At 71.3% G+C, this 20,407-nt stretch carries 15 protein-coding genes; 12 read left to right on the top strand and 3 right to left on the bottom strand.

From position 1 onward, the window contains the following. Window position 1: 1 nt before the first annotated feature. Together cydB and C1729_RS00830 are read right to left on the bottom strand one after the other, a co-directional pair. On the bottom strand, window positions 2-1,036 hold the full coding sequence (gene cydB, locus C1729_RS00825; protein WP_422917635.1) for a cytochrome d ubiquinol oxidase subunit II: 1,035 nt from the start codon (window positions 1,034-1,036) through the stop codon (window positions 2-4). A gap of 28 nt (window positions 1,037-1,064) precedes the next feature. Further along, entirely contained in the window at window positions 1,065-2,606 is a 1,542-nt protein-coding gene (locus C1729_RS00830; protein ID WP_102507879.1) for a cytochrome ubiquinol oxidase subunit I, read from the bottom strand. Window positions 2,607-3,048: 442 nt separating this feature from the next. Between C1729_RS00830 and C1729_RS00835 the strand changes: the two genes are divergently transcribed. The 6 genes from C1729_RS00835 to C1729_RS00860 all read left to right on the top strand — a co-directional run bounded on the left by C1729_RS00835 (window position 3,049) and on the right by C1729_RS00860 (window position 11,908). Further along, on the top strand, window positions 3,049-6,693 hold the full coding sequence (locus C1729_RS00835; RefSeq protein ID WP_102507881.1) for a ribonuclease E/G: 3,645 nt from the start codon (window positions 3,049-3,051) through the stop codon (window positions 6,691-6,693). A 325-nt stretch (window positions 6,694-7,018) separates the two neighbouring features. Beyond that, window positions 7,019-7,327, top strand: a complete 309-nt coding sequence (gene rplU / locus C1729_RS00840; RefSeq protein ID WP_192281174.1) for a 50S ribosomal protein L21 — start codon at window positions 7,019-7,021, stop codon at window positions 7,325-7,327. A gap of 75 nt (window positions 7,328-7,402) precedes the next feature. Beyond that, complete coding sequence (rpmA, locus tag C1729_RS00845; protein WP_102507885.1) at window positions 7,403-7,657, top strand: 50S ribosomal protein L27; 255 nt, start codon at window positions 7,403-7,405, stop codon at window positions 7,655-7,657. 136 nt (window positions 7,658-7,793) lie between these two features. Continuing rightward, a complete protein-coding gene (gene obgE, locus C1729_RS00850) occupies window positions 7,794-9,323 on the top strand; it encodes a GTPase ObgE (RefSeq protein ID WP_102507886.1) in 1,530 nt (509 codons plus the stop codon). A 103-nt stretch (window positions 9,324-9,426) separates the two neighbouring features. After that, complete coding sequence (gene proB, locus C1729_RS00855; RefSeq protein WP_102507888.1) at window positions 9,427-10,584, top strand: glutamate 5-kinase; 1,158 nt, start codon at window positions 9,427-9,429, stop codon at window positions 10,582-10,584. A 241-nt stretch (window positions 10,585-10,825) separates the two neighbouring features. Continuing rightward, the gene (locus C1729_RS00860) at window positions 10,826-11,908 is read left to right on the top strand and encodes a hypothetical protein (protein WP_102507890.1); all 1,083 of its coding nucleotides are present in this window, start codon (window positions 10,826-10,828) and stop codon (window positions 11,906-11,908) included. A 46-nt stretch (window positions 11,909-11,954) separates the two neighbouring features. Here the strand turns inward: C1729_RS00860 and C1729_RS00865 are convergent, their stop codons facing one another. Further along, the gene (locus C1729_RS00865) at window positions 11,955-12,509 is read right to left on the bottom strand and encodes a hypothetical protein (protein WP_129590617.1); all 555 of its coding nucleotides are present in this window, start codon (window positions 12,507-12,509) and stop codon (window positions 11,955-11,957) included. A 290-nt stretch (window positions 12,510-12,799) separates the two neighbouring features. Between C1729_RS00865 and C1729_RS00870 the strand changes: the two genes are divergently transcribed. The 6 genes from C1729_RS00870 to C1729_RS00895 all read left to right on the top strand — a co-directional run bounded on the left by C1729_RS00870 (window position 12,800) and on the right by C1729_RS00895 (window position 20,393). Then, window positions 12,800-14,017 (top strand): serine/threonine-protein kinase, encoded by a 1,218-nt coding sequence (locus C1729_RS00870; RefSeq protein ID WP_102507894.1) that lies wholly within the window; start codon window positions 12,800-12,802, stop codon window positions 14,015-14,017. 125 nt (window positions 14,018-14,142) lie between these two features. Beyond that, the gene (locus tag C1729_RS00875; RefSeq protein WP_129590618.1) at window positions 14,143-15,573 is read left to right on the top strand and encodes a hypothetical protein; all 1,431 of its coding nucleotides are present in this window, start codon (window positions 14,143-14,145) and stop codon (window positions 15,571-15,573) included. Further along, on the top strand, window positions 15,570-16,499 hold the full coding sequence (locus tag C1729_RS00880; protein ID WP_102507898.1) for a hypothetical protein: 930 nt from the start codon (window positions 15,570-15,572) through the stop codon (window positions 16,497-16,499). Before C1729_RS00875 ends, C1729_RS00880 begins: the two co-directional genes overlap by 4 nt. A gap of 88 nt (window positions 16,500-16,587) precedes the next feature. Then, window positions 16,588-17,637 (top strand): hypothetical protein, encoded by a 1,050-nt coding sequence (locus tag C1729_RS00885; protein WP_102507900.1) that lies wholly within the window; start codon window positions 16,588-16,590, stop codon window positions 17,635-17,637. Between the two features lie 59 nt (window positions 17,638-17,696). Continuing rightward, window positions 17,697-19,346, top strand: coding sequence for a hypothetical protein (locus C1729_RS00890; RefSeq protein ID WP_129590619.1), 1,650 nt, complete (start codon window positions 17,697-17,699; stop codon window positions 19,344-19,346). A 36-nt stretch (window positions 19,347-19,382) separates the two neighbouring features. Continuing rightward, a complete protein-coding gene (locus C1729_RS00895) occupies window positions 19,383-20,393 on the top strand; it encodes a hypothetical protein (protein ID WP_102507904.1) in 1,011 nt (336 codons plus the stop codon). Window positions 20,394-20,407 lie beyond the last annotated feature (14 nt).

Raw genomic sequence — 20,407 nt, forward strand, 5'->3', positions numbered from 1 at the left:
TTCAACCCACCGTGATGTCGTCAGTCTTGGTGAGCGACAGCCCGATCGGGTCGGGGATGTGCTCGACCGTGAGGCGCTTCTTGAACACCCAGTACGTCCAGCCCTGGTAGAGGAGGACGACGGGCACGAGCGCGACCGCGACCCACGTCATCACCGTGAGCGTGTAGTCCGTCGAGCTCGCGTTGTGGATGGTGAGCGAGTTCGCGGGGTCGAGCGCGGGCATGACGTCGGGGAACATCGAGCCGAAGATCAGCACGACGGCCGCGACGAGCGTGACGCCCGAGAGCGTGAACGCCCAGCCCTCGCGCTCCTTGCGGGTTGCGACGACGACGCCGACGAGGCATGCGGCGGCGACCGCGACCGCAGCCCACGTCCACGTCACCGAGTAGGCGACCTGCGCCCACACGGCCCAGCCACCCGCGAGGACGGTCGCGACGAGCGCGAACGTCCGGGCGAGGCCCGTCGCACGCGTCCGGATCTCGCCGCCCGTCTTGAGCGCGAGGAACACTGCGCCGTGGAGGAGGAAGAGCGAGAGCGTCACGAGTCCGCCGAGCAGAGTGAACGGCGTGAGGAGGGAGAAGAACCCGCCGACGAACTCGTGGTGCGCGTCGAGCTCGACGCCCGCGACGAGGTTCGCGAAGGCCACGCCCCAGAGGACCGCGGGCACCCACGAGCCGATGATGATGCCGCGGTCGGCCCACGCCGCCCAGCGGGCGTCGGCGATCTTGCCGCGGTACTCGAAGGAGACGCCGCGGATGATGAGCGCGAGGAGGATGAGCAGCAGGGGCAGGTAGAAGCCGCTGAAGAGCGTCGCGTACCACTCGGGGAACGCCGCGAACGTCGCGCCGCCGGCCGTGAGCAGCCACACCTCGTTGCCGTCCCACACGGGGCCGATCGTGTTGATGACGACGCGGCGCTCCTTGTCGTTCCTGCCGAGGATCGGCAGGAGCATGCCGACGCCGAAGTCGAAGCCCTCGAGGACGAGGTAGCCGGCCCAGAGGACCGCGATGAGCACGAACCAGAGCTCGGGAAGCATGATGGGTTCTCCTTGTCCTGGCGGCGGCTCAGTAGGCGAACGACAGCGGGGCGTCCGCGTCGTCGTCCGTGCGGGCTTCGGGGGACTCGTCATGGACGACGAGGGGTACGCCCTCGATCGCGTAGCGGTGCATGAGCTTGCCCCAGACGACGGCGAGGGCGCCGTAGACGAGCGTGAACGCGACGAGCGAGGTGAGGACGACGCCGGGGCTCGTAACGTTCGAGACGCCGCGCCACGTCATCATCCACACGCCGTCGACGCCGGACGGGTTGGGGTTGGGGTAGACGACCCACGGCTGACGGCCCATCTCGGTGAAGATCCAGCCGAACGCCGACGCGAGGAACGGCGCGGGCAGAGCGACGAGACCGAGGCGCTTGAACCACACGTTGTCCGTGACCGTGCCCTTGCGGGTGAACCACAGCGCGCCGAGCGCGAGGAGCGCGGAGAACACACCGAAGCCGATCATGAGGCGGAACGACCAGTAGGTGATCGCGAGGTTGGGGGTGTAGTCGAGCACCTCGTCGGCGGTGCCGTCGGTCGGCACGGGAAGACCGTTGAGCTGGGCGTGCTCGCCCTTCGTCGCGCCGTGGACCGCCGCCATCTCCTCCTGGAGCTGCGTGGTGCCCTTGATCGTCGCGTCGAACGTGTTCGTCGCGAGGAACGAGGTGAGGCCCGGGATCTGCAGGAGGTGGGTGACAGAGTCGCAGTCGCCCTCGAGGTTGCCGATCGTGAGGATCGAGAACCCGGCGCCGTCCTCCGTCTGGCACAGACCCTCGGCGGCGGCCATCTTCGCGGGCTGCTGCTCGAACATCAGCTGGGCCTGCGTGTGGCCCGAGAGCGCGACGCCGAGGCCTGCGACGAGCATGACCCACGCACCCGCGCGGAGGCCGGAGCGGTACGTGGAGCGGGCGAGCTCGACGTTCTCGGGCTTCTTCGACGCGACGAGGCGGACCATCCACCAGGCGCAGATACCCGCGACGAACGTGCCCGCCGTGACGAACGCGGCGGTGATGGTGTGCGGGAAGGCCGCGAGCACCGTGTTGTTCGTGAGGACGGCCCAGATGTCGACGAGCTCGGCGCGGCCGGTCTCGAGGTTGAAGATCGAGCCGACCGGGTGCTGCATCCACGAGTTGGCCGCGAGGATGAAGTAGGCGGAGAGGTTCGTTGCGATGGCGACGGCCCAGATGCACGCGAGGTGGATCTTCTTGGGGAGGCGTCCCCAGCCGAAGATCCACAGGCCGAGGAACGTGGACTCGACGAAGAACGCGGCGAGGGCCTCCATGGCGAGCGGTGCGCCGAAGACGTCGCCGACGAAGCGCGAGTATTCGGACCAGTTCATGCCGAACTGGAACTCCTGGACGATGCCCGTGACGACGCCGATGGCGAAGTTGATGAGGAGGAGCTTGCCGAAGAACTTCGTGAGGCGAAGCCACTTCTCGTCGCCCGTACGGACCCAGGCGGTCTGGAAGGCGGCGACCATCGGTGCGAGCCCGATCGTCAGGGGGACGAAGATGAAGTGGTAGACGGTGGTGACACCGAACTGCCATCGTGCGAGGTCAAGTACTTCCACCGGGGGCTCCACGTTCGAGGTGCGGGGTGCGGTCGACGGATGCGAGATGACGCAGCGTCGTGTCAGGAAGAATCTAGGGCTGATGGGCTGAAGGTCCCGGGGACCTTGGTCCCGGATCGCCTCGTGCCGGGCGGGTCGGCGCTCGTCGTCGTTATCTCTGTGTGATACTTGGCGAAGCGACGTCCCGCGCACCGGGGCGCCGCGACGAGCGCGCAGCAGCTGCTCCGGTCCTGCGGAACCGACGCCCCGGCACATGTCGGCGGCGCGTAGCCCACCGGGACCGGGAGCGCGGTCCGCAGCCGTCCTCACGGACGGCGCGCCGCGGGGCGTGCGCCGCGCCGTCATCGACGACTTCCGTCGCCGGTCAGGTTCTTCCTGCCGAGCGACGACTGACTGCCTCGGGGCCGTGGGTGCGGACGGGGCCCAGGGCGTGGAGTACCCCATGACTCTCGACAACGACGCGGCGAACGGCTCCTCAGAGGCTCCTGCACCGCGGACCCGCCGTCGTGTGACCCGCACGGCTGCTGCGCCCGGCGCGGCCGACGCCCGTGCGACGCAGCCAGAGGCGGCGACGGCGCCTGCGGAGGCAGCTGTACCTCAGGCCGACGCCGCCGAGGCGCCGGCGGCCCGCCGCGCGAGCTCGCGCTCGCGGGCGACCTCGAAGAAGGCTGCTGCGACCGAGGCCCCCGCGGCGGAAACCGCCGCAGCCGAGGCTCCGGCTGCCGAGGCTCCCGCTTCCGAGGTGGCGGCCGAGAAGCCGGCCAAGGCGCCCCGCCGTCGCGCCGGCCGTGCGTCGGGCCCCGTCGACGGCGTCGAACAGACGCTTGACGCCGCTGTCGGCGAGTCCGCCCCCGCCGCGAAGGCTGCCGCGACGGCCGCTGCCGCTCAGGCCGACGGCGCCGCCGAGGCCCTCGCCGAGAAGAAGCCGGCGCGCCGCCGCTCGACGCGCACTGCGGCCGCCCCCGCGAGCGAGGCGACCGACGCCACCAGCGCTGAGGCCGTCGACCCCGCCCCCGCCGAGAAGCCCGCGAAGGGCCGGACCGCAGCGAAGGGCGCACGCACCACGAAGGTCGCGTCCGCAGCGCAGTCGGAGGTTGCCCCCGCCGCGACGCCGGCTCCCGAGGCGGCCGCTGCTCCCGAGGCTCCTATCGCGGAGGCTGCGCCCGCCGCCGCGCCCGCACGTCGTGCACGCCGCGCTGCTGGCCGTCCGGCCGGCGCGCCTTCGGCCGTCGTCGGCGAGGCCCCGGCCGCCGAGGCCCCGGCGACCGAGACCCCCGCTGCTCCGGCCGTCACCGAGGCTGCCGAGACCGAGGCGCCGAGCGCCCCGCGCTCGCGTCGCTCGACGCGCCCCGCCGCCGCGGCGGCTCCTGCGGAGCAGCCGGAGGCGGCTGCCGAGGCCGCTCCCCTCGAGGATGCGCCCGCCGCGCCCGCGCGCTCGCGATCCTCACGCGCACGGGCCGCGAAGGCCCCGGTCGAGCCGACCACGGTCGAGGAGGCTCCCGTCGAGGAGGCCCCCGCGACTCGCCTGCCCATGACTGCGCTGCTCTTCCAGGCGCCCGACGCCTCGAAGGCCCCGCGCCGTCGCCGTGCGCAGGCGCCCGCGGGCACCCCCGCGCCGATTGCCCGCGAGACCCCGGCCGAGGTCGAGGACGAGGTCGACGAGACCGAGGTCCTCGACGACGTGACGGCCGACGCCGAGACGGTCGAGCCCGGATCGACCGACGTCGACGGGACGACGGACGGCGCGGCCCAGGACGCCACCGAGGACGGGGCCGACGACTCCTCGGACGACGACTCTTCGGACGACGACTCCTCCGACGACGAGGGCGGCGCACCGCGCCGTCGCCGCCGCCGTGGCGGTCGCGGCCGTCGCCGCTCGGGCTCGGGCTCGGGCTCGAACGCCGAGAACGCTCGGCACAACGACTCGGACGAGGCATCCGACGCCGACTCCGACGCCCCTGCCGACGACGACGCGTCCACGCACGACGACGAGGCCCCCGGCTCCGCCGAGGACGGTGAAGAGCCCGCCGAGGGCTCCTCGAGCCGTCGTCGTCGCCGCCGTCGCCGCTCGGGCGACTCGGAGGGCGAGCCGCGCCAGCGTCGCGCAGCCAGCACGTCGACGTCGTCCGACGAGGTCACCGCGCTCAAGGGCTCGACGCGCCTCGAGGCGAAGCGTCAGCGCCGCCGCGAGGGCCGCGACGCGGGCCGTCGCCGCCAGATCATCACCGAGGCCGAGTTCCTCGCCCGCCGCGAGGCTGTCGAGCGCTCGATGGTCGTCCGCGAGAAGAACGGCCGCACCCAGATCGCGGTCCTCGAGGACGGCGTCCTCGTCGAGCACTACGTCTCCCAGGCGGAGCAAGCCTCGATGGTCGGCAACGTCTACCTCGGCCGCGTCCAGAACGTGCTGCCGAGCATGGAGGCCGCGTTCATCGACGTCGGCAAGGGCCGCAACGCCGTGCTCTACGCGGGCGAGGTCAACTGGGACGCCGCGGGCCTCGAGGGCCAGCCGCGTCGCATCGAGCAGGCGCTCAAGTCGGGCGACCCCGTGCTCGTCCAGGTGACGAAGGACCCCATCGGCCACAAGGGTGCGCGGCTCACGTCGCAGATCACGCTCGCCGGCCGCTACCTCGTCTACGTGCCCGGTGGCGGCATGACGGGCATCTCCCGCAAGCTTCCCGACACCGAGCGTGCGCGCCTCAAGAAGCTCCTCCGCGAGCTCGTCCCGGACTCGGCGGGCGTCATCGTCCGCACCGCGGCTGAGGGGGCGAGCGAGGAGGAGCTGCGCGCCGACATCGCCCGGCTCCAGGGCCAGTGGGAGAAGATCGAGAAGAAGTCGAAGAGCGGCAACGCGCCCGTCCTGCTCCAGGGTGAGCCGGACATGGCGATCCGCGTCGTGCGCGACATCTTCAACGACGACTTCTCGTCGCTCGTCGTCCAGGGCGCGGACGCGTGGGACGCGATCTCGACGTACGTCGGCGAGCTCGCCCCCGACCTCGCCGAGCGCGTCACGCGCTGGACCGAGGAGAAGGACGTCTTCGCGAGCCACCGCATCGACGAGCAGCTCGCCAAGGGCATGGATCGCAAGGTCTGGCTGCCGTCGGGCGGCTCGCTCGTCATCGACCGCACCGAGGCCATGACGGTCGTCGACGTCAACACGGGCAAGTTCACGGGCTCGGGCGGCACGCTCGAGGAGACGGTGACGCGCAACAACCTCGAGGCGGCGGAGGAGATCGTCCGTCAGCTGAGGCTCCGCGACATCGGCGGCATCATCGTCATCGACTTCATCGACATGGTGCTCGAGTCCAACCGTGACCTCGTGCTGCGTCGTCTTGTCGAGTGCCTCGGCCGTGACCGCACCAAGCACCAGGTCGCCGAGGTGACGTCGCTCGGGCTCGTCCAGATGACGCGCAAGCGCGTCGGACAGGGCCTCGTCGAGGCGTTCTCGACGACGTGCGAGCACTGCCACGGCCGTGGCTTCATCGTCCACGCCGACCCTGTCGAGAAGGGCAACGGCGGCGGCAACGGCAGCAATGGCGGTCAGCAGGCGTCGGACCCGTCGCAGGGCGAATCGAAGCGTTCACGACGCAAGCGTGGCGGGGCGGCGAAGGAGGAGCAGGCGCCCGCGGCGCCATCCGTCCCGGTCCTGCCGGCCGCGCGTGCCGAGGTGAGCGCGACGCTCGCCGCGATCGCGGCCGCAGCCGCCCAGGCCCACGTCGACGAGCCTGCCGAGGCCAGCGCTCCCGTCGCCGACGAGCCTGCAGCTGCGGAGCCCGCGGTCGAGGTTGGCGCGCCGGAGACGACTGCGCCCGAGGCCTCTGCTGCCCCGGAGGCTGCCGCGGACGCCGAGGCGCCCTCGGCCCTCGAGGAGATCGTCCTCGATCTTCCGGAACCCGCTGCGAAGCCGCGGACGACGCGTGCCCGTGGCTCGCGTCGAGCGACGGCGAGCGGACGTGCTGCGGACCGTGAGGCGAAGGCTGCCGAGGCGGCGCCCGCTGCGGCCGACGCGGCTCCTGCGGGGGAGGACGAGCGTCCGCGTCTCGACGTCCTCGCCGAGCTCGCGCAGGTGCGTCGCGAGAACCGCAGCTAGGAGATCTCCGATCGTCGTGTGACGATCGACACCATGCCGTCCGGCGGCGTGGCGCGCACCGTGCGCCCCACGTCGTCGTGCAGCATGAACGTGGCCCTCGGACGGCCGGATCGCGCCTCGTGCGCGGTGCCCGGGCGGGGTCCGCACGCGGATGGGGTGGCGCGGTGTGACGTGCGCCCGCGGTGGGGCACGGCATTTGACCGGCCGCCCGTGATTCCGTATCTTTGAACGTCGGTGCGTATCGAGTCGCGCCGTTCCCCGTGTGCTCCCGGATTTCTCCGGTTGACGAGCATGCCGAGAAGACCTAAGAGAGATGAGCAGCAACGTGGTGTACGCGATCGTCAAGGCCGGTGGCCGTCAGGAGAAGGTTTCTGTGGGCGACGTCGTCGTCGTCGACCGTCTCGCTGGCAACGCCGGCGAGACCGTTGAGCTGCCCGCCCTCCTTCTTGTGGACGGCGAGACGGTGACCTCTGACGCGGAGGCCCTGGCCAAGGTCAAGGTCACCGCCGAGATCGTTCGGGACGAGAAGGGCCCGAAGATCAACATTCTCAAGTACAAGAACAAGACCGGATACCGCAAGCGCATCGGCCACCGCCAGGCCCTCACGCGCCTTAAGGTCACCGGCATCAAGTGACGTCGCTCGGGCGGCGGTCACGCGGCCCGGGTCTCCGACACCCCGTTCTCGATCCCAGATAGGTAGGTTGCCGTCATGGCACACAAGAAGGGCGCGAGCTCCTCGCGCAACGGTCGTGACTCCAACGCTCAGCGTCTCGGCGTCAAGCGCTTCGGCGGCCAGGTCGTCAAGGCCGGCGAGATCATCGTGCGCCAGCGCGGCACCCACTTCCACCCGGGCGTCAACGTCGGCCGTGGCAAGGACGACACGCTGTTCGCTCTCGAGGCTGGCGCCGTCCAGTTCGGCACGCGTCGTGGCCGCAAGGTCATCGACATCGTCGAGGCTGCCTGAGCCTCCACGCTCATGACCGAGAGGGGCGCACCGTGTGGTGCGTCCCTCTCGGCGTTCCCGGCGCCGTGCGCGTCGACCCCTGAGGGCGCGGGCCTGCTGGCCCGCTGTCCCCGACCCCAGCAGTAAGGACCCCACCATGGCCAGCTTCGTCGATCGTGTCGTGATCCACGCCTTCGGCGGGGACGGTGGGAACGGGTGCGCGTCCATCCGGCGCGAGAAGTTCAAGCCCCTCGCGGGCCCCGACGGCGGCAACGGTGGCGACGGCGGCTCCGTCCGCCTCGTCGTCGACCCCCAGGTGACGACTCTCCTCGACTACCACCACTCGCCGCACCGCGTGGCGCCCAAGGGCACGCAGGGCATGGGCGACTACCGCTGGGGCAGCAACGGTGAGGACCTCGTCCTCGGGGTGCCTGACGGCACCGTCGTCAAGACGCGCGACGGCGAGGTGCTCGCCGACCTCGTCGGTGTCGGGGCCGAGTACGTCGTCGCCGAGGGCGGCAAGGGCGGGCTTGGGAACTTCAAGCTCGCGTCCGCCAAGCGCAAGGCGCCCGGCTTCGCGCTGCTCGGCGAGCCGGGGGAGGAGGCGACGGTCGTCCTCGAGCTCAAGTCGATCGCGGACGTCGCGCTCGTCGGCTACCCGAGCGCGGGCAAGTCCTCGCTCATCGCGGCGATCTCCGCCGCCAAGCCGAAGATCGCCGACTACCCGTTCACGACGCTCGTCCCGAACCTCGGGGTCGTCCAGGCGGGCGAGCACCGCTTCACGGTCGCCGACGTCCCGGGGCTCATCCCGGGCGCGAGCGAGGGCAAGGGCCTCGGCCTCGAGTTCCTCCGCCACATCGAGCGCACCGCAGTGCTCGTCCACGTCCTCGACTGCGCGACGCTCGAGCCGGGCCGCGACCCGATCAGTGACCTCGAGACGATCGAGGCCGAGCTCGAGGCGTACTCGGGCGACCTCGGTATCGAGGGCAGCAGGGCGCCGCTCAACGAGCGTCCGCGGCTCGTCGTCCTCAACAAGATCGACGTTCCTGAGGCCCGTGAGCTTGCCGAGTTCGTCAAGGCCGACCTCGAGGCGCGCGGCCTGCGGGTCTTCGAGGTCTCGACCGCGAGCCACGAGGGCCTGCGAGCCCTGACCTTCGCGCTCGGGGAGATCGTCGCGGCGGCACGCGCGGCCGAGCCGCCTCGTGAGCCCGCCCGCATCGTTCTGCGTCCCAAGGCGGTCGACGACGACGACGTCACCGTCGTCCGGCACGGCGACGGGCCGTCCACGTACTTCCAGGTGCGGGGCACGAAGCCTGAGCGCTGGGTGCGCCAGACGGACTTCGCCAACGACGAGGCCGTCGGGTTCCTCGCCGACCGGCTCGCAAAGCTCGGCGTCGAGAAGAAGCTCTTCGCGGCGGGCGCCGTCGCGGGGGCCGAGGTCGTCATCGGCGACGGCGACAGCGCGGTCGTCTTCGACTGGGAGCCGACCCTCATGGCGGGTGCCGAGCTCCTCACGGGGCCGCGCGGCACCGACCTGCGCCTTGAGGGCGGTGAGCGCCCGACGCGCGTGCAGAAGCGTGAGCAGTACAAGGACCGCATGGATGCCAAGGCCGAGGCCCGCGCCGAGCTGTGGACGGAGCGCGAGGCGGGCCACTGGACCTCTGACGACGACTCGTCCGACGCCTGAGACCGAGGTGCGCACGCGGCCCCGTCCGGCTCCTGCCGGGCGGGGCCGCGCCGCACGGTGGACGTGACGGCGTTCTGACCCTGGGACGGGGGATGATGGGCGCGTGAACCAGCCCGCCTCCGCCGCCGACGGTCGCGCCGCGATCGCCGCGGCACGCCGCGTCGTCGTGAAGATCGGCTCGTCCTCGCTCACACGCGCGGACGGGCACCTCTCGGTCGACGCCCTCCAGCAGCTCGTCGACGTCGTCGCGCGCCGTCGTCAGGCCGGCGTCGAGGTCGTCCTCATCACGTCGGGCGCCGTCGCCGCGGGACTCGCGCCGCTCGGGCTCACGGCCCGTCCCAAGGACGTCGCGACCGCACAGGCGGCCGCGTCCGTGGGCCAGGGCCTGCTCGTCGCGCGGTACACCGAGGCGTTCGCGTCCCACGGTCTGCGCGTCGGACAGCTGCTGCTCACGGCTGACGACACGATCCGGCGCGCGCGTTACCGCAACGCGCAGCGCGCTCTCGAGCGCCTGCTCGACCTCGGCGTCGTGCCGATCATCAACGAGAACGACGCCGTGACGACAGACGAGCTGCGCTTCGGCGACAACGACCGTCTCGCGGCTCTCGTCTCGCACCTCGTGCGTGCTGACGCGATGATCCTCCTCACCGACGTCGACGGTCTTTACGACGCCCCGCCGTCCCGGCCCGGTGCGCGGCGCATCGCCGAGGTGCGTTCCGCCGAGGACCTCGCGGGCATCGAGGTGACAGGGCGCGGCAGCTCCGTCGGGACGGGGGGCATGCTCACGAAACTCGACTCGGTGCGCCTCGCGACGAGCGCGGGAATCCCCGTCGTCCTCACGAGCGCCGCGAACGTTCATGGCGCGCTCACGGGCGAGGATACGGGCACGTGGTTCTCGGCGTTCGGCAAGAAGGGCACTGCGCGCAGCCTCTGGCTCGCGCACGCCGCCCGCACCCACGGGCGGCTCGTCCTCGACGACGGCGCCGTACGCGCCGTCCTCGGCGGCAAGGCGTCGCTCCTCGCCGCAGGCGTCACCGCGGTCGAGGGGGAGTTCTCCGCGGGCGAGGTCGTCGACCTCGTCGCACCCGACGGCCAGGCCGTCGCGCGCGGCATCGTGAGCTTCGACTCCGGCGAGCTGCCCGCACTCCTCGGCCGGACGACGACCGAGCTCAAGGAGAAGTTCGGCAACGGCTACGACCGCACCGTCGTCCACCGCGACGACCTCGTGCTCGTGCGGCGCAGGCCGGTGCGGGCGGGCTGAGGGCCCCGTCCGTCCACACAAGTCCGTCGACGCCCGTCGGACCGTAGCTTCCGAGCCGCAGCTTCCGGGGCGCGTCCGCTGGCTGGGCCTCCCGTCGAGGCGCGACGACAACGTCGCAGCCCTCGGGCCCCGGGCGGGCAGGAGAACGTGTTCTCGCCCCGGCCCGTCCCAGGGGCCCCTCCTCGTATGGTCGTCCCAGGACGCGCCCGCAACAGGGTGCACGACACGGACGGAGAACGACATGCGCAGGACGATGACGATGCTCGTGGCGGCATCGCTGCTCGCGACTCTCGCCCCCACGACCGCGACGGCGGCCGCGACCGGTGCGGCGACGGAGCAGCGGGTGGTGACGACGGCGGGTTCCGCCGGCGGCAGCGCTAAGGCGCCCCGAATGAAGGTCTCCAAGGCGCGAACTTCCACGACGACGCAGACGGTGAAGATCACGACGACCTCGCGCGTGCCGGTGCTCGTGGGCTCGTCGAACAAGAACCGCAAGGCTGTCGCGTCGGCCGCGGCGCGCGCCGTCGCGGCGGCCCGTGCCGAGGTCGCAGCCACCGCTCAGGACTGCCCCGCGGAGTACCGCATCCCCGGCAGGGTCACGGTCGACGAGGTGACGACCGGTCTCCACAAGGGCCGCTACGCCTCGACGACGATGGTCTTCGGACTCTCGGGCGGCTGCGGCAACTTCGGGCTCCAGACCGCACGCTCGTTCACTATCGATCTCCGCACGGGCAAGAAGGTTGCCCTCGCGAGGTTTGCGGCACCCGACGCCGTCGTGACGAAGCGCGCGACGGTCGCGGCCCTCCGGGCTCAGAACCCGTCGTGCCGCTCGAGCATCGTGTCCGCGGGCAAGATGCGTCGCGCGTCGGGGTGGAACGTCTCGTCGAAGGGCCTGCGCGTGACGTACGACGCGGGCCGGGCCGCGCCGAAGACGTGCGGCGCGGTGAGCGCCGTGATCCCGTGGAGCGACGTCGCGCCGGCGAAGGCCCTCACGACGCCCCGTGGGAAGAAGCCGGTCGTCCACGCCTACGCCCACACGGCGTACTTCGACGCCATCACCGCGATCCGGAGCACGGGACGGCTCGTCACGGTGGTCGACAGCGATGGAGCGAGCACCTCGTGCATGGTGGGCGTGCGGACCGGCTCGAAGCTCGTCTCGTTCGACTCCAGCTCGCGGCGCAGCGTCACGAAGCTCTCCGTCAAGGGATCCGACGTGCGCTTCGTCCCGGCGCCCGGCATGCGCCGCCTCACCGGTGCAACGGGTGCCAAGCTCCGGAAGTCCATGATGACGCCGTCAATGACGCGCTGCGCGTCGCTCGGCTGAGCAGGTCGCGCCGGTCGTGGCACGACCGGCCGACGGCGGTGGTGCCTCAGGCGCCGCCGCCGTCGAGCGTCCGCCGGCGTGCAAGCTCGGCGCGGACCTCGTGCCAGGCCTCGGCGGCGAGGATCCCCGACTCCCGGACCCGCCGGGCGATGACGGGGATCTTGTCGCCCTTGGCCTCGAGACCGAGCGCGGCGAGCGCCTTGTCGAGGCGTCCAGTGAGCCGACCCGCGCTCACGGGCACGCGGAGCCACGCGCTCGCATCTTCGCGCAGGGTGCGAAACGGCGAGCCGCTCTCGTCGGCGAGGACGGCGAGGACCGCGACGACCATCCACTCGTTCTCCGGTGCGGGGAAGCGCAGGGCGTGGAGCGACCAGGGGGAGACGGTCCGTCCCGCCCCGCCGTCGGCGTCCCGCGCAGCCGTGGGCCGGGCGGGCGCACTCGCCTCGACGCGGAGCGCGGCGACGACACCGCCGACGACGACGCGCACAACGGTACGCGGCGCGGGGTCGAGCACGTGGACGTCGCCCCTCTGCAACGTCGCGACGACGAGACCATCGTCGTCGACGACCTCGACCGTGCCGACGCTCTGGAGGCTTGTCACGGCGAGACGGCCACGGTCGCGTGCGCACAGGCCCACGGATCGGCGGGAGACCGCTGAGGACGGGCCCAGCCCGATGTCACACCCGTGCCCTGACCTGCCGAAGGTCACAGGGACATTCGTGGCCAGCTCGACAGGGTCCCCGCGCCCGATGGGGACCTCGACGACGACGTGCATTCTTCCTCCCGTGTGCCGTATGACCGGGGACGGCGTGGACCCGGCCCTGATGCGCGTGGCCTGCTGCTAGGGTACGGCGCGTGTCGGTGAGGTAGCGGCACGCGACAGGGGTAGTCATGAGCGGTGAGCACGACAGGGGCGCATGGCTCGGGCGTCTGCACGAGCAGAGCGTCCCGGGCCTCGACCTGCGTGAGGCCGTCGCGCGGGGAGCCAGCGCGACGGTCTACCGGGCGATCCAGGAGTCGGTCGACCGCGAGGTCGCCGTGAAGATCTGGCACGCACCGCTCGTCGATGCGGCGTCACGCGAGGCGTTCCGTACGGAGGCACGGGCCGCGGGCGTGCTCTCGGGGCACGCAGGGATCGCTGCTGTGCACGACGCCGGCATCGATGCGCGTGACCGGCCGTACCTCGTCATGGAGCTGTGCCGCCGTGGCTCGCTCGCGGATCTGCTACGGTCCGGGCCGCTCGACGGTGAGCAGGCCGTGCGCGTCGGAGTCGGCGTTGCGGACGCTCTCGCGGCGTCGCACGCGATCGGCATCGTTCATCGGGACGTCAAGCCCGGCAACATCCTCATCTCCGACTACGGCGAGCCGCTGCTCGGAGACTTCGGTATCGCGGCGCTCGTGGACTCCGACGACGCGCTCCACGCGTTCACACCCGCCTATGCGGCGCCCGAGGTGCTGGACGGCGCCAGCTCGCCAGACCCCCGTCAGGACGTTTTCAGCCTTGCCGCGACGGTGCACGCGCTCGTCGCCGGTGCGCCACGTCGTGCGCCCGAGGATGCACCCGACCCAGTGGCTGCGCTCGCCACGCTGGAGTTTGCGGAGCTTGCGCCCCGGGGCCCCGACGGTCTCGACGCAGTGCTCGCGAGGGCGCTCGACCCCGACCCGCGCCGGCGCACCGCGTCCGCGACGATGCTGCGCGACGAGCTCCGGTCGCTCCTTGGGCCGCGCCGCCGTGCGCGCGGGCGGACCGTGGCGATCGCGGCTGCCGTGACCGTCGGCGTTGCAGCGGCCGTCGGAGGACTGTGGCTCCTCGACCGGGCCGTGCTCGACGCGGACGGACGGACCACGCCCTACGAGGTCGGGACGTGCTGGACCGACGTGGCGGGTGGCGGGGTTCGTCCTGCGCCGTGCGACGGGACGGAGGACTGGACGACGCTCACGAGCGTGTGGTTCGAGGAGGGGACCGACCCTCGGGCGGTGTGCGAGTCGTCGGTGTCGACGCTCCCTGAGGCGGCGGGCCGCACCGTCCTGCCCGTCGTCGAGCAGCGCGGCGCTGCTGGCGAGCGGACGCTCGCCTGCCTCGCCGCCGTGGAACGACGCGAGCCGTGAGAACGAGTTCTGGAACCGCGACGTCGACCGATGCGGTCGTTGGAGGATTGCCGCGTCCGGGCGGGCGCGATCCGCGCAGCGGGCGCGGACGGACGACGACGGCCTGAGAATCTGGAGGTAGGACCATGGGACGGCAGAGGCCTGCCCGACGGCGGAGGCTCACGATGCTGCTCGCGGGAGCGGCGACGATCGCAGGAACGATCCTGGGCGTCGCCGGTGCGCCGACGGCAGCGGCGGCGGAGGCCGAGGACGACCCCCCGCGGATCGTCGTCGACGACCCGTCGCGCCCGCTCCCGCTGCTCCGGGACGAGGCGGGGCGGTACTTCGTGAGGATCCGGCTCGAGGGGACGATCTCCGAGGGGTTCATCGCGACGTGGGTGTCCCAGGCGGACGGGAGCCCCTGGACCCTCGAGGAGCTCGCCAGGGCGCAGGACTTCGACGCCCAGCGGCGATGCATCCGGGACGCGTGGGCCACGTTCGCAGCTCGGTTCGGCAGCGAGGCGGAGTGGGAGGACACCCCCGCGTGGGGGCCTTACGGCGAGGACGGGTACCGCTCTCTCGTCGATCCGTCGGCGCTTGAGGCGATTGATGCCTGTATACCGTGGTTCGCCGAGACGCAGGACGCCGTCTTCGAGACACAGGACGACGGAGGCTACGTCGTATTCCTCCCGGTCGACAGGCTCGGTCACGGTGCGCAGACGCTGTGGCTCGCGCCGACGATCTATCGTCCGCGGACGACGTTCGAGGTCACGCTCGGCGACGGCACGACACGTTCCGTGTACTCGACCCTGCTCGAGGTACGTCCCGCGATGAGCGTCGACGTCGTCGTGCCCGAGCCGCCTACCACGGACCGCAGGCTCGAGGGCACCGGCGACGAGCCCGGGACGTGGTTCGACCAGAGCGGCTTCTCCGACCTGCCAGCGCTCGCCTGGGGCGAGGCGGGGCCCGTCGAGCCGACCCCTGCGCAGCCGTCAGGGCCGGGGACCACGCAGGGTCCGACGGCCCCGCCCTCGGACGCCCCCTCGAGCGAGCCCACGCCCGCCACATCCCCCGACCCTCGTGCGGAGCCCTCCGACGAAGAGACGGGGAGATCCGTCGTCACGGGCCGCCTCACCGAGGTGCGCGCGGCCGACACCGTCGTGACCTCGGCCGGCTGGTTCGCCCCGCAGCGGCCCCCCTATCTCGTGTGGTCGCTCCTCGGCGGCCTCGCGCTCGCGCTGCTCGTCGGCATTCCCTCGTGGGTGCTCGAGCGCCGAGCCCAGGCTGCGCCGGGCGCGGCTGCGCTGCGCGTCCGGACCATGTTCGGGCTCACGGCCGACGCCCCGCGTCACGAGGGGGCGGAGGTCGACACGCCGACGACGACGTTCGACGTGCTCGGCGCGACGACCGTCGAGACCGCCGCGCACGACGTCCCACCCGTGCCTCTGCCACCCGTGCCGTTCCCCGACGTGGTGATCGATCCTCACGCGACCGTCGAGCCCGATGCGTCCGTCGATCCTCACGCGACCGTCGAGCCCGACGACGTGCCGATCCCCCACGAGGAGGGCGAGCGATGACCGCCGCACCGACGGTCCCGGACGACCTCCCCGTCGCGTCGCCGCAGGGGGCGGCTCCCCGGCGCGGCCGCTGGTGGCTGCGCCGCGTGGGCCGCTGGCAGGCGCTCCTCCTCACCCTTCTCGTCGCCCTCGTCTGCGCCCTCGCGGAGCCCGGAGCAGGCGCGGGATCGTGGCAGCTGACGCTGCGCCTCGCCGCGACGTTCTGGGTCGCGATCCTCGTCGTCAACCACGGCGCCGCGTGCGTCCGGTGGGTCTTTTCACATCGGCGGGACCGACGGTACGACCGCCCGCGACTCACGTCGCGCTGGATCCTCGTGCCCGTCGCTCTCCTCCTCGCGCTCTACGCGCGGGCCACAGGCATCGAGCCGGCGCTCGTCCTCGGTGCGGTCGTCGCCACCGATTACGGCCGTGAGACCGGGCGGGCCCGCACCGCGGTCGCGACCGTCGCGGGCGTCGTGTGGACCGCGCTCGTCGCGGCGGTCGCGTACCTCGGCTACTCGTTCCTCGTCGCGCACCCCGTGCGGGAGCTCGTCGCGTGGGACCGGATCGACCCGGCCCGCGAGGCAGAGGTGTGGCGGTGGGTCGCACTCGGCAACGTCGTCGTCGGCGAGCTGCTTGCCGTGCTCACCGTCGTCGCACTTACGGCGCTCGTCGTCGGGCTGCTGCCGTTCGCGCTCTTCGAGGGAGTCAACGTGTGGCGCGCCTCCAGGGCCGTGTGGCTCGTCGTTTACGCGCTCGGCGCTGCGGCGTTCCTCGTCGTCGTGCTGCCCGTCGCGTCGGGCGGGACGTGGACGTCGGCCGCCCGGTGGTGGGCGCTCCTCTACGTCGCCTACGTCGTCGCGGGCCTCGTGACGGCGGCCGTCCTCGGGCGCCGGCGTGGCCGACAAGAACGTGTTCTGCAACCGACGCGCACGCGGGTGCCCTGAGGGCAGGATTCAGATCACGGCGGGCCGCTCGGGACCGCCTCACTTCGCACGGTGCAGGACCGTGCGACGACAGGAAGGAAAGAACCCCATGCGACTCAGGAGCTTCGCCGCGGTCGCCGCGGCAGCAGCGCTCGTCCTCGCACCCGCGGTCCCGGCGCAGGCGAAGATCGTCTCGGCGTGTACGGTGCCGATCAACGTGCCGACGCGGCTTTCGATCACGGAGGGGCGTCAGCCGGTGGGGATCACGAGCCCTGGTGGGCTCACGTGCTTCGAAACTGTGATGGTGGAGTTCGACCTGATCGGCGGTGGCGGCGCCCTGGGCATGTTCTCCATCCAGCCCGAACAGCTCGGCTATCAGAAGGGTGTCGTCGACTACGCCGGGCCCGATCGCGGGTTCGCATGGCGCAACAATGTCACCGGCACGTACGCGATCAACGTCTGGAAGGCGACGCTCGACTCCTCCTGGGCGTCGCGCAACGGTTACAGCACCACGAGCGACCATGCGAACGTCGTCCTTTCGACCAGCACCATCGACGTTCGGTACGGCGCTCGCACCTCCCTCACGACGACGCGCACGACGGCCGGCCTCCGCCTCACGGGCGCCGTGACGCGGTACAGCCTCTACCAAGGCGAGCCGGAGTGGGTCGCCCAGCCGAGGACGACGGTCACCGCGCAGAAGCTCGTCAACGGCCGGTGGACGAACGTCGCGACGGCCGCGACCACGTCGAAGGGCACGTATGCCTTCACCGTCAAGGACTCGACGCGTGGGTCGTGGCGGGTCGTGAGCGCGGCGACTCCGGGAGTCTGGTCGGCGACGTCGACCACCCGCACGGCCAAGTCCGCAACCGTGACCACGGCGAAGGTTAGCGCGGTCAAGGCGAACCGCAAGGGCTCGAAGGCGACGGTGACTGGCAAGGTCACGACGAACGCAGGCTCAGGGCACCTCGCGACTTCGGGCGTCAGGGTCAAGCTTCAGGCGCGCTCGGGAAAGGCTTGGAAGACGGTCGCGACGGTGCGCTCCGGCTCGAAGGGGTCGCTCCGCGCAACCGTCAAGGCTCCAGGGACGCGTAGCTACCGGTGGGTCGTCGTCGGGACGAAGGCCTACCGCTCGGGAATCTCGGGGACGGCACGCGCCTGAGCGCGGTACGAAGACCACTCAAAGGCTCGTACGACGCGAGCACGGAAGAAGGAAAGACGATGAAACAGGGAATACTCAGAGGCGCAGCGGCGCTCCTCACCGCAGCGCTCGCCGCGGCCGGAGCGATGCCGGCAGCAGCAGCCGCGCCCACCGCGACGTGCACGTTGGACCTCAAGCTGCCGCCGACGGCAGCGATCAGCAGCTCGACCGTCCCGCTCACCGTGGGCGTCGCGAACCCGGTGGCGTGCATCTCGCTCGCGGATCTCGAGCTCGTCCGCCAGGGCAGCCCGGCTGTGGTGTCGGATTCCACCATGATCGGCATGTACCTCGACGACTACACGCGCGGCGCGTTCACCTGGGACGCGTTATTCATGGACGGTGCTGTGCCCGGCAAGTACACGGCGCGCGCTCAGCCGGGCTGGTCCCCGCACGGGCCGTGGCTTCCCGAGGGCGTGGACTATGAGGACGCGTCGCTCGACGTGAGGAGCACGGCCGTCGACCTGCGGCTCGCATCGGCGGCGAAGATCAAGGCTGCGCGCACACCCGCCGGTGTCCGGGTCTCCGGAACCGTGACGCGGTACGACCACGTCGACGACGAGACCATCGGCTGGAAGGGCGCGACGGTCGACGTGCAGCGTCTCGTCGGTCGGGTCTGGACGACCAGCCGCACGGTAACCACGGACAGCGGCGGCACGTTCTCCGCGACGATCGCCGACGACGCCGGAGGGTCGTGGCGTGCCGTCGCGCGCGAGAGCTCGACCGTGTGGTCGGCGACGTCGGGCACGGCGAAGGTCGCCGCGCGCCAGGTGCTCCCCGCCAAGGTTGTCTCCCCCCAGGCTGTGAGGAGCGGTGGGAAGATCACCGTGACCGGGTACGCCGAGACGTCCGTCGGGACCGGGTACGCGCGTACGTCGGGTGTCGCCGCGACGCTTCAGCGGAAGTCGGGATCGCGGTGGGTCGACGTCGGGAAGGCGACGTCGACGACGAACGGACGACTCACCGCCACCGTCACGACGTCCAAGGCGGTCACGTTGCGTTGGCGCATCGCCGCGACGCCGCGCCACCATGCCGCCGTGTCGACGTCCGTCAAGGTAGCCAAGGCGCCGGTGCCTGCCTCGCCGACGAAGGTCACGCTCACCGCGAAGCGGTCGGGTTCCACGATCACCGCGACGGGCAAGGTCACCCGCGTGAAGGGTGCGCAGCTGACCGGTGTCTCTGGGGTCAAGGTTCGGCTCCAGAAACGCTCCGGGGCCTCGTGGAAGACGGTCCGCACTGTGACGTCGGGCAAGGGCGGCAAGCTCTCTGCGACGTACACGTCCACGTCGAAGGTGTCGCTGCGCTGGTACGTCCCGGCGACGAAGGCGCTCAAGAGCTCGAAGTCGACGACCCGGACGGTTGCCGCACGGCCTGTGACGACCGTGTCCATCAGCCACAACTCTGACCAGAACCGTATCTCCGGTGTCGTCCGCGTACCGAAGGGATCGGGGACGGCAGCAGTCAAGGGCGTCGTCGTCAAGCTCGAGCAGAGGGTCGGGGGGAAGTGGCGCACGGTCGCGACCGTGAAGACTGATGCCAAGGGCAAGGTGTCGGCAAAGACACCGAAGGTGCAGGGCCTCGCGAGCTTCCGGTGGAAGGTCCCGGCAACTCATGGATCGAAGGCCGTCACCTCCAAGGTGCTTGACATCCTCAGCTTCAGCATCTTTGCCTGACTCGCTCGACGAGCGTGCCACCGCGGGGTTGTCGCCGTGCTCTCGAGCGACGACCCCGCGGTGGAGTTCCGGCACAGCGGCCGTGCCATCCTTCTCCCGTCCTGGAGGTACCACCACGGTGACGAGCTCGACGACGACTGCTGCGACCGAGAGGTCCACGGTGTGTCCTGGCCGGACGGCTCACCCGAGCCCGGCCCCGTACCGGTCGCGCCGGGCGTCGGCGCTCGTGAGCGGCGCACTCACCTTCGCTCTCGCGCTCGTCGCGTGCAGCGCCGACGCGGAGTCCGGAGCCGAGCGCGCCGCCCCGACGACCGCGTCCTCGACTGCTTCCGCTACCCCGGTCCCTGCGTGAGCGCTGCTCCGACCCCTGAGCCTTCCGCGACAGTTCCCTACTTGGACCGCAGCGGGAACGCGGCGAAGGGCTTCCTCACGTCGAGCACGAGCATCACGGACGGGTTCGGGACGTACAACCCGCTCGTGCTCGATCCGCACGCGGATCTCCTGCAGACCGACAGAATTTTGTACAAGGGGCCTGTGAACGAGTGGTACGACGACGCGACGGTCAATCGTGCCAAGAAAGCCGTCATGACGTTCCTCCTCGAGTCCTGGCTCGACTCCGAGGCGACGTTCGACCCGAGCCCGGAGGCGAGAGCGCGAGCCGAGGCGATCGGGAGGGCTGTGCTCCCGCCGGTGCACAAATATACGGAGAGTTACACCGAGACCTTCACGGTCGAGGATCACTTTATGTTTGACAACTCACCGTTCGATATCTTGGAGTATGGCTTCGCGGCTGACTACCCGGAGGGTGGCGCGCGCATCCGCGTGGACGATCTGAGGTTCGAGTCGATCGAGGCGACCGAGGAGCGACTGTACTTCGAGATTCCCGTCGCACTGACGAGGCAGTACGGCAACCTCGAGGGCGAACCCGAGCTGATGCAGTTCACGTCGACATACAGGTTCGTGGTAGTGCCCGACCGCGAGACCGGCATGACCATCCTCTACGGCTGGGACAGGAAGAACAGTCGCGCCGAGACCATCAAGGAGTGACCTGAGCTGCGTCG

This window comes from Sanguibacter massiliensis (assembly GCF_900240335.1).
GTDB lineage: Bacteria > Actinomycetota > Actinomycetes > Actinomycetales > Cellulomonadaceae > Flavimobilis > Flavimobilis massiliensis.

Excerpts from the sequence above, each read along its gene's own strand:
- C1729_RS00875 (WP_129590618.1), top strand. The coding sequence starts at position 14,143 with ATGGGACGGCAGAGGCCTGCCCGACGGCGGAGGCTCACGATGCTGCTC.
- C1729_RS00880 (WP_102507898.1), top strand. The coding sequence starts at position 15,570 with ATGACCGCCGCACCGACGGTCCCGGACGACCTCCCCGTCGCGTCGCCG.
- rpmA (WP_102507885.1), top strand. The coding sequence starts at position 7,403 with ATGGCACACAAGAAGGGCGCGAGCTCCTCGCGCAACGGTCGTGACTCC.
- C1729_RS00885 (WP_102507900.1), top strand. The coding sequence starts at position 16,588 with ATGCGACTCAGGAGCTTCGCCGCGGTCGCCGCGGCAGCAGCGCTCGTC.
- C1729_RS00890 (WP_129590619.1), top strand. The coding sequence starts at position 17,697 with ATGAAACAGGGAATACTCAGAGGCGCAGCGGCGCTCCTCACCGCAGCG.
- C1729_RS00870 (WP_102507894.1), top strand. The coding sequence starts at position 12,800 with ATGAGCGGTGAGCACGACAGGGGCGCATGGCTCGGGCGTCTGCACGAG.
- C1729_RS00860 (WP_102507890.1), top strand. The coding sequence starts at position 10,826 with ATGCGCAGGACGATGACGATGCTCGTGGCGGCATCGCTGCTCGCGACT.
- obgE (WP_102507886.1), top strand. The coding sequence starts at position 7,794 with ATGGCCAGCTTCGTCGATCGTGTCGTGATCCACGCCTTCGGCGGGGAC.
- cydB (WP_422917635.1), bottom strand. The coding sequence starts at position 1,036 with ATGCTTCCCGAGCTCTGGTTCGTGCTCATCGCGGTCCTCTGGGCCGGC.
- C1729_RS00835 (WP_102507881.1), top strand. The coding sequence starts at position 3,049 with ATGACTCTCGACAACGACGCGGCGAACGGCTCCTCAGAGGCTCCTGCA.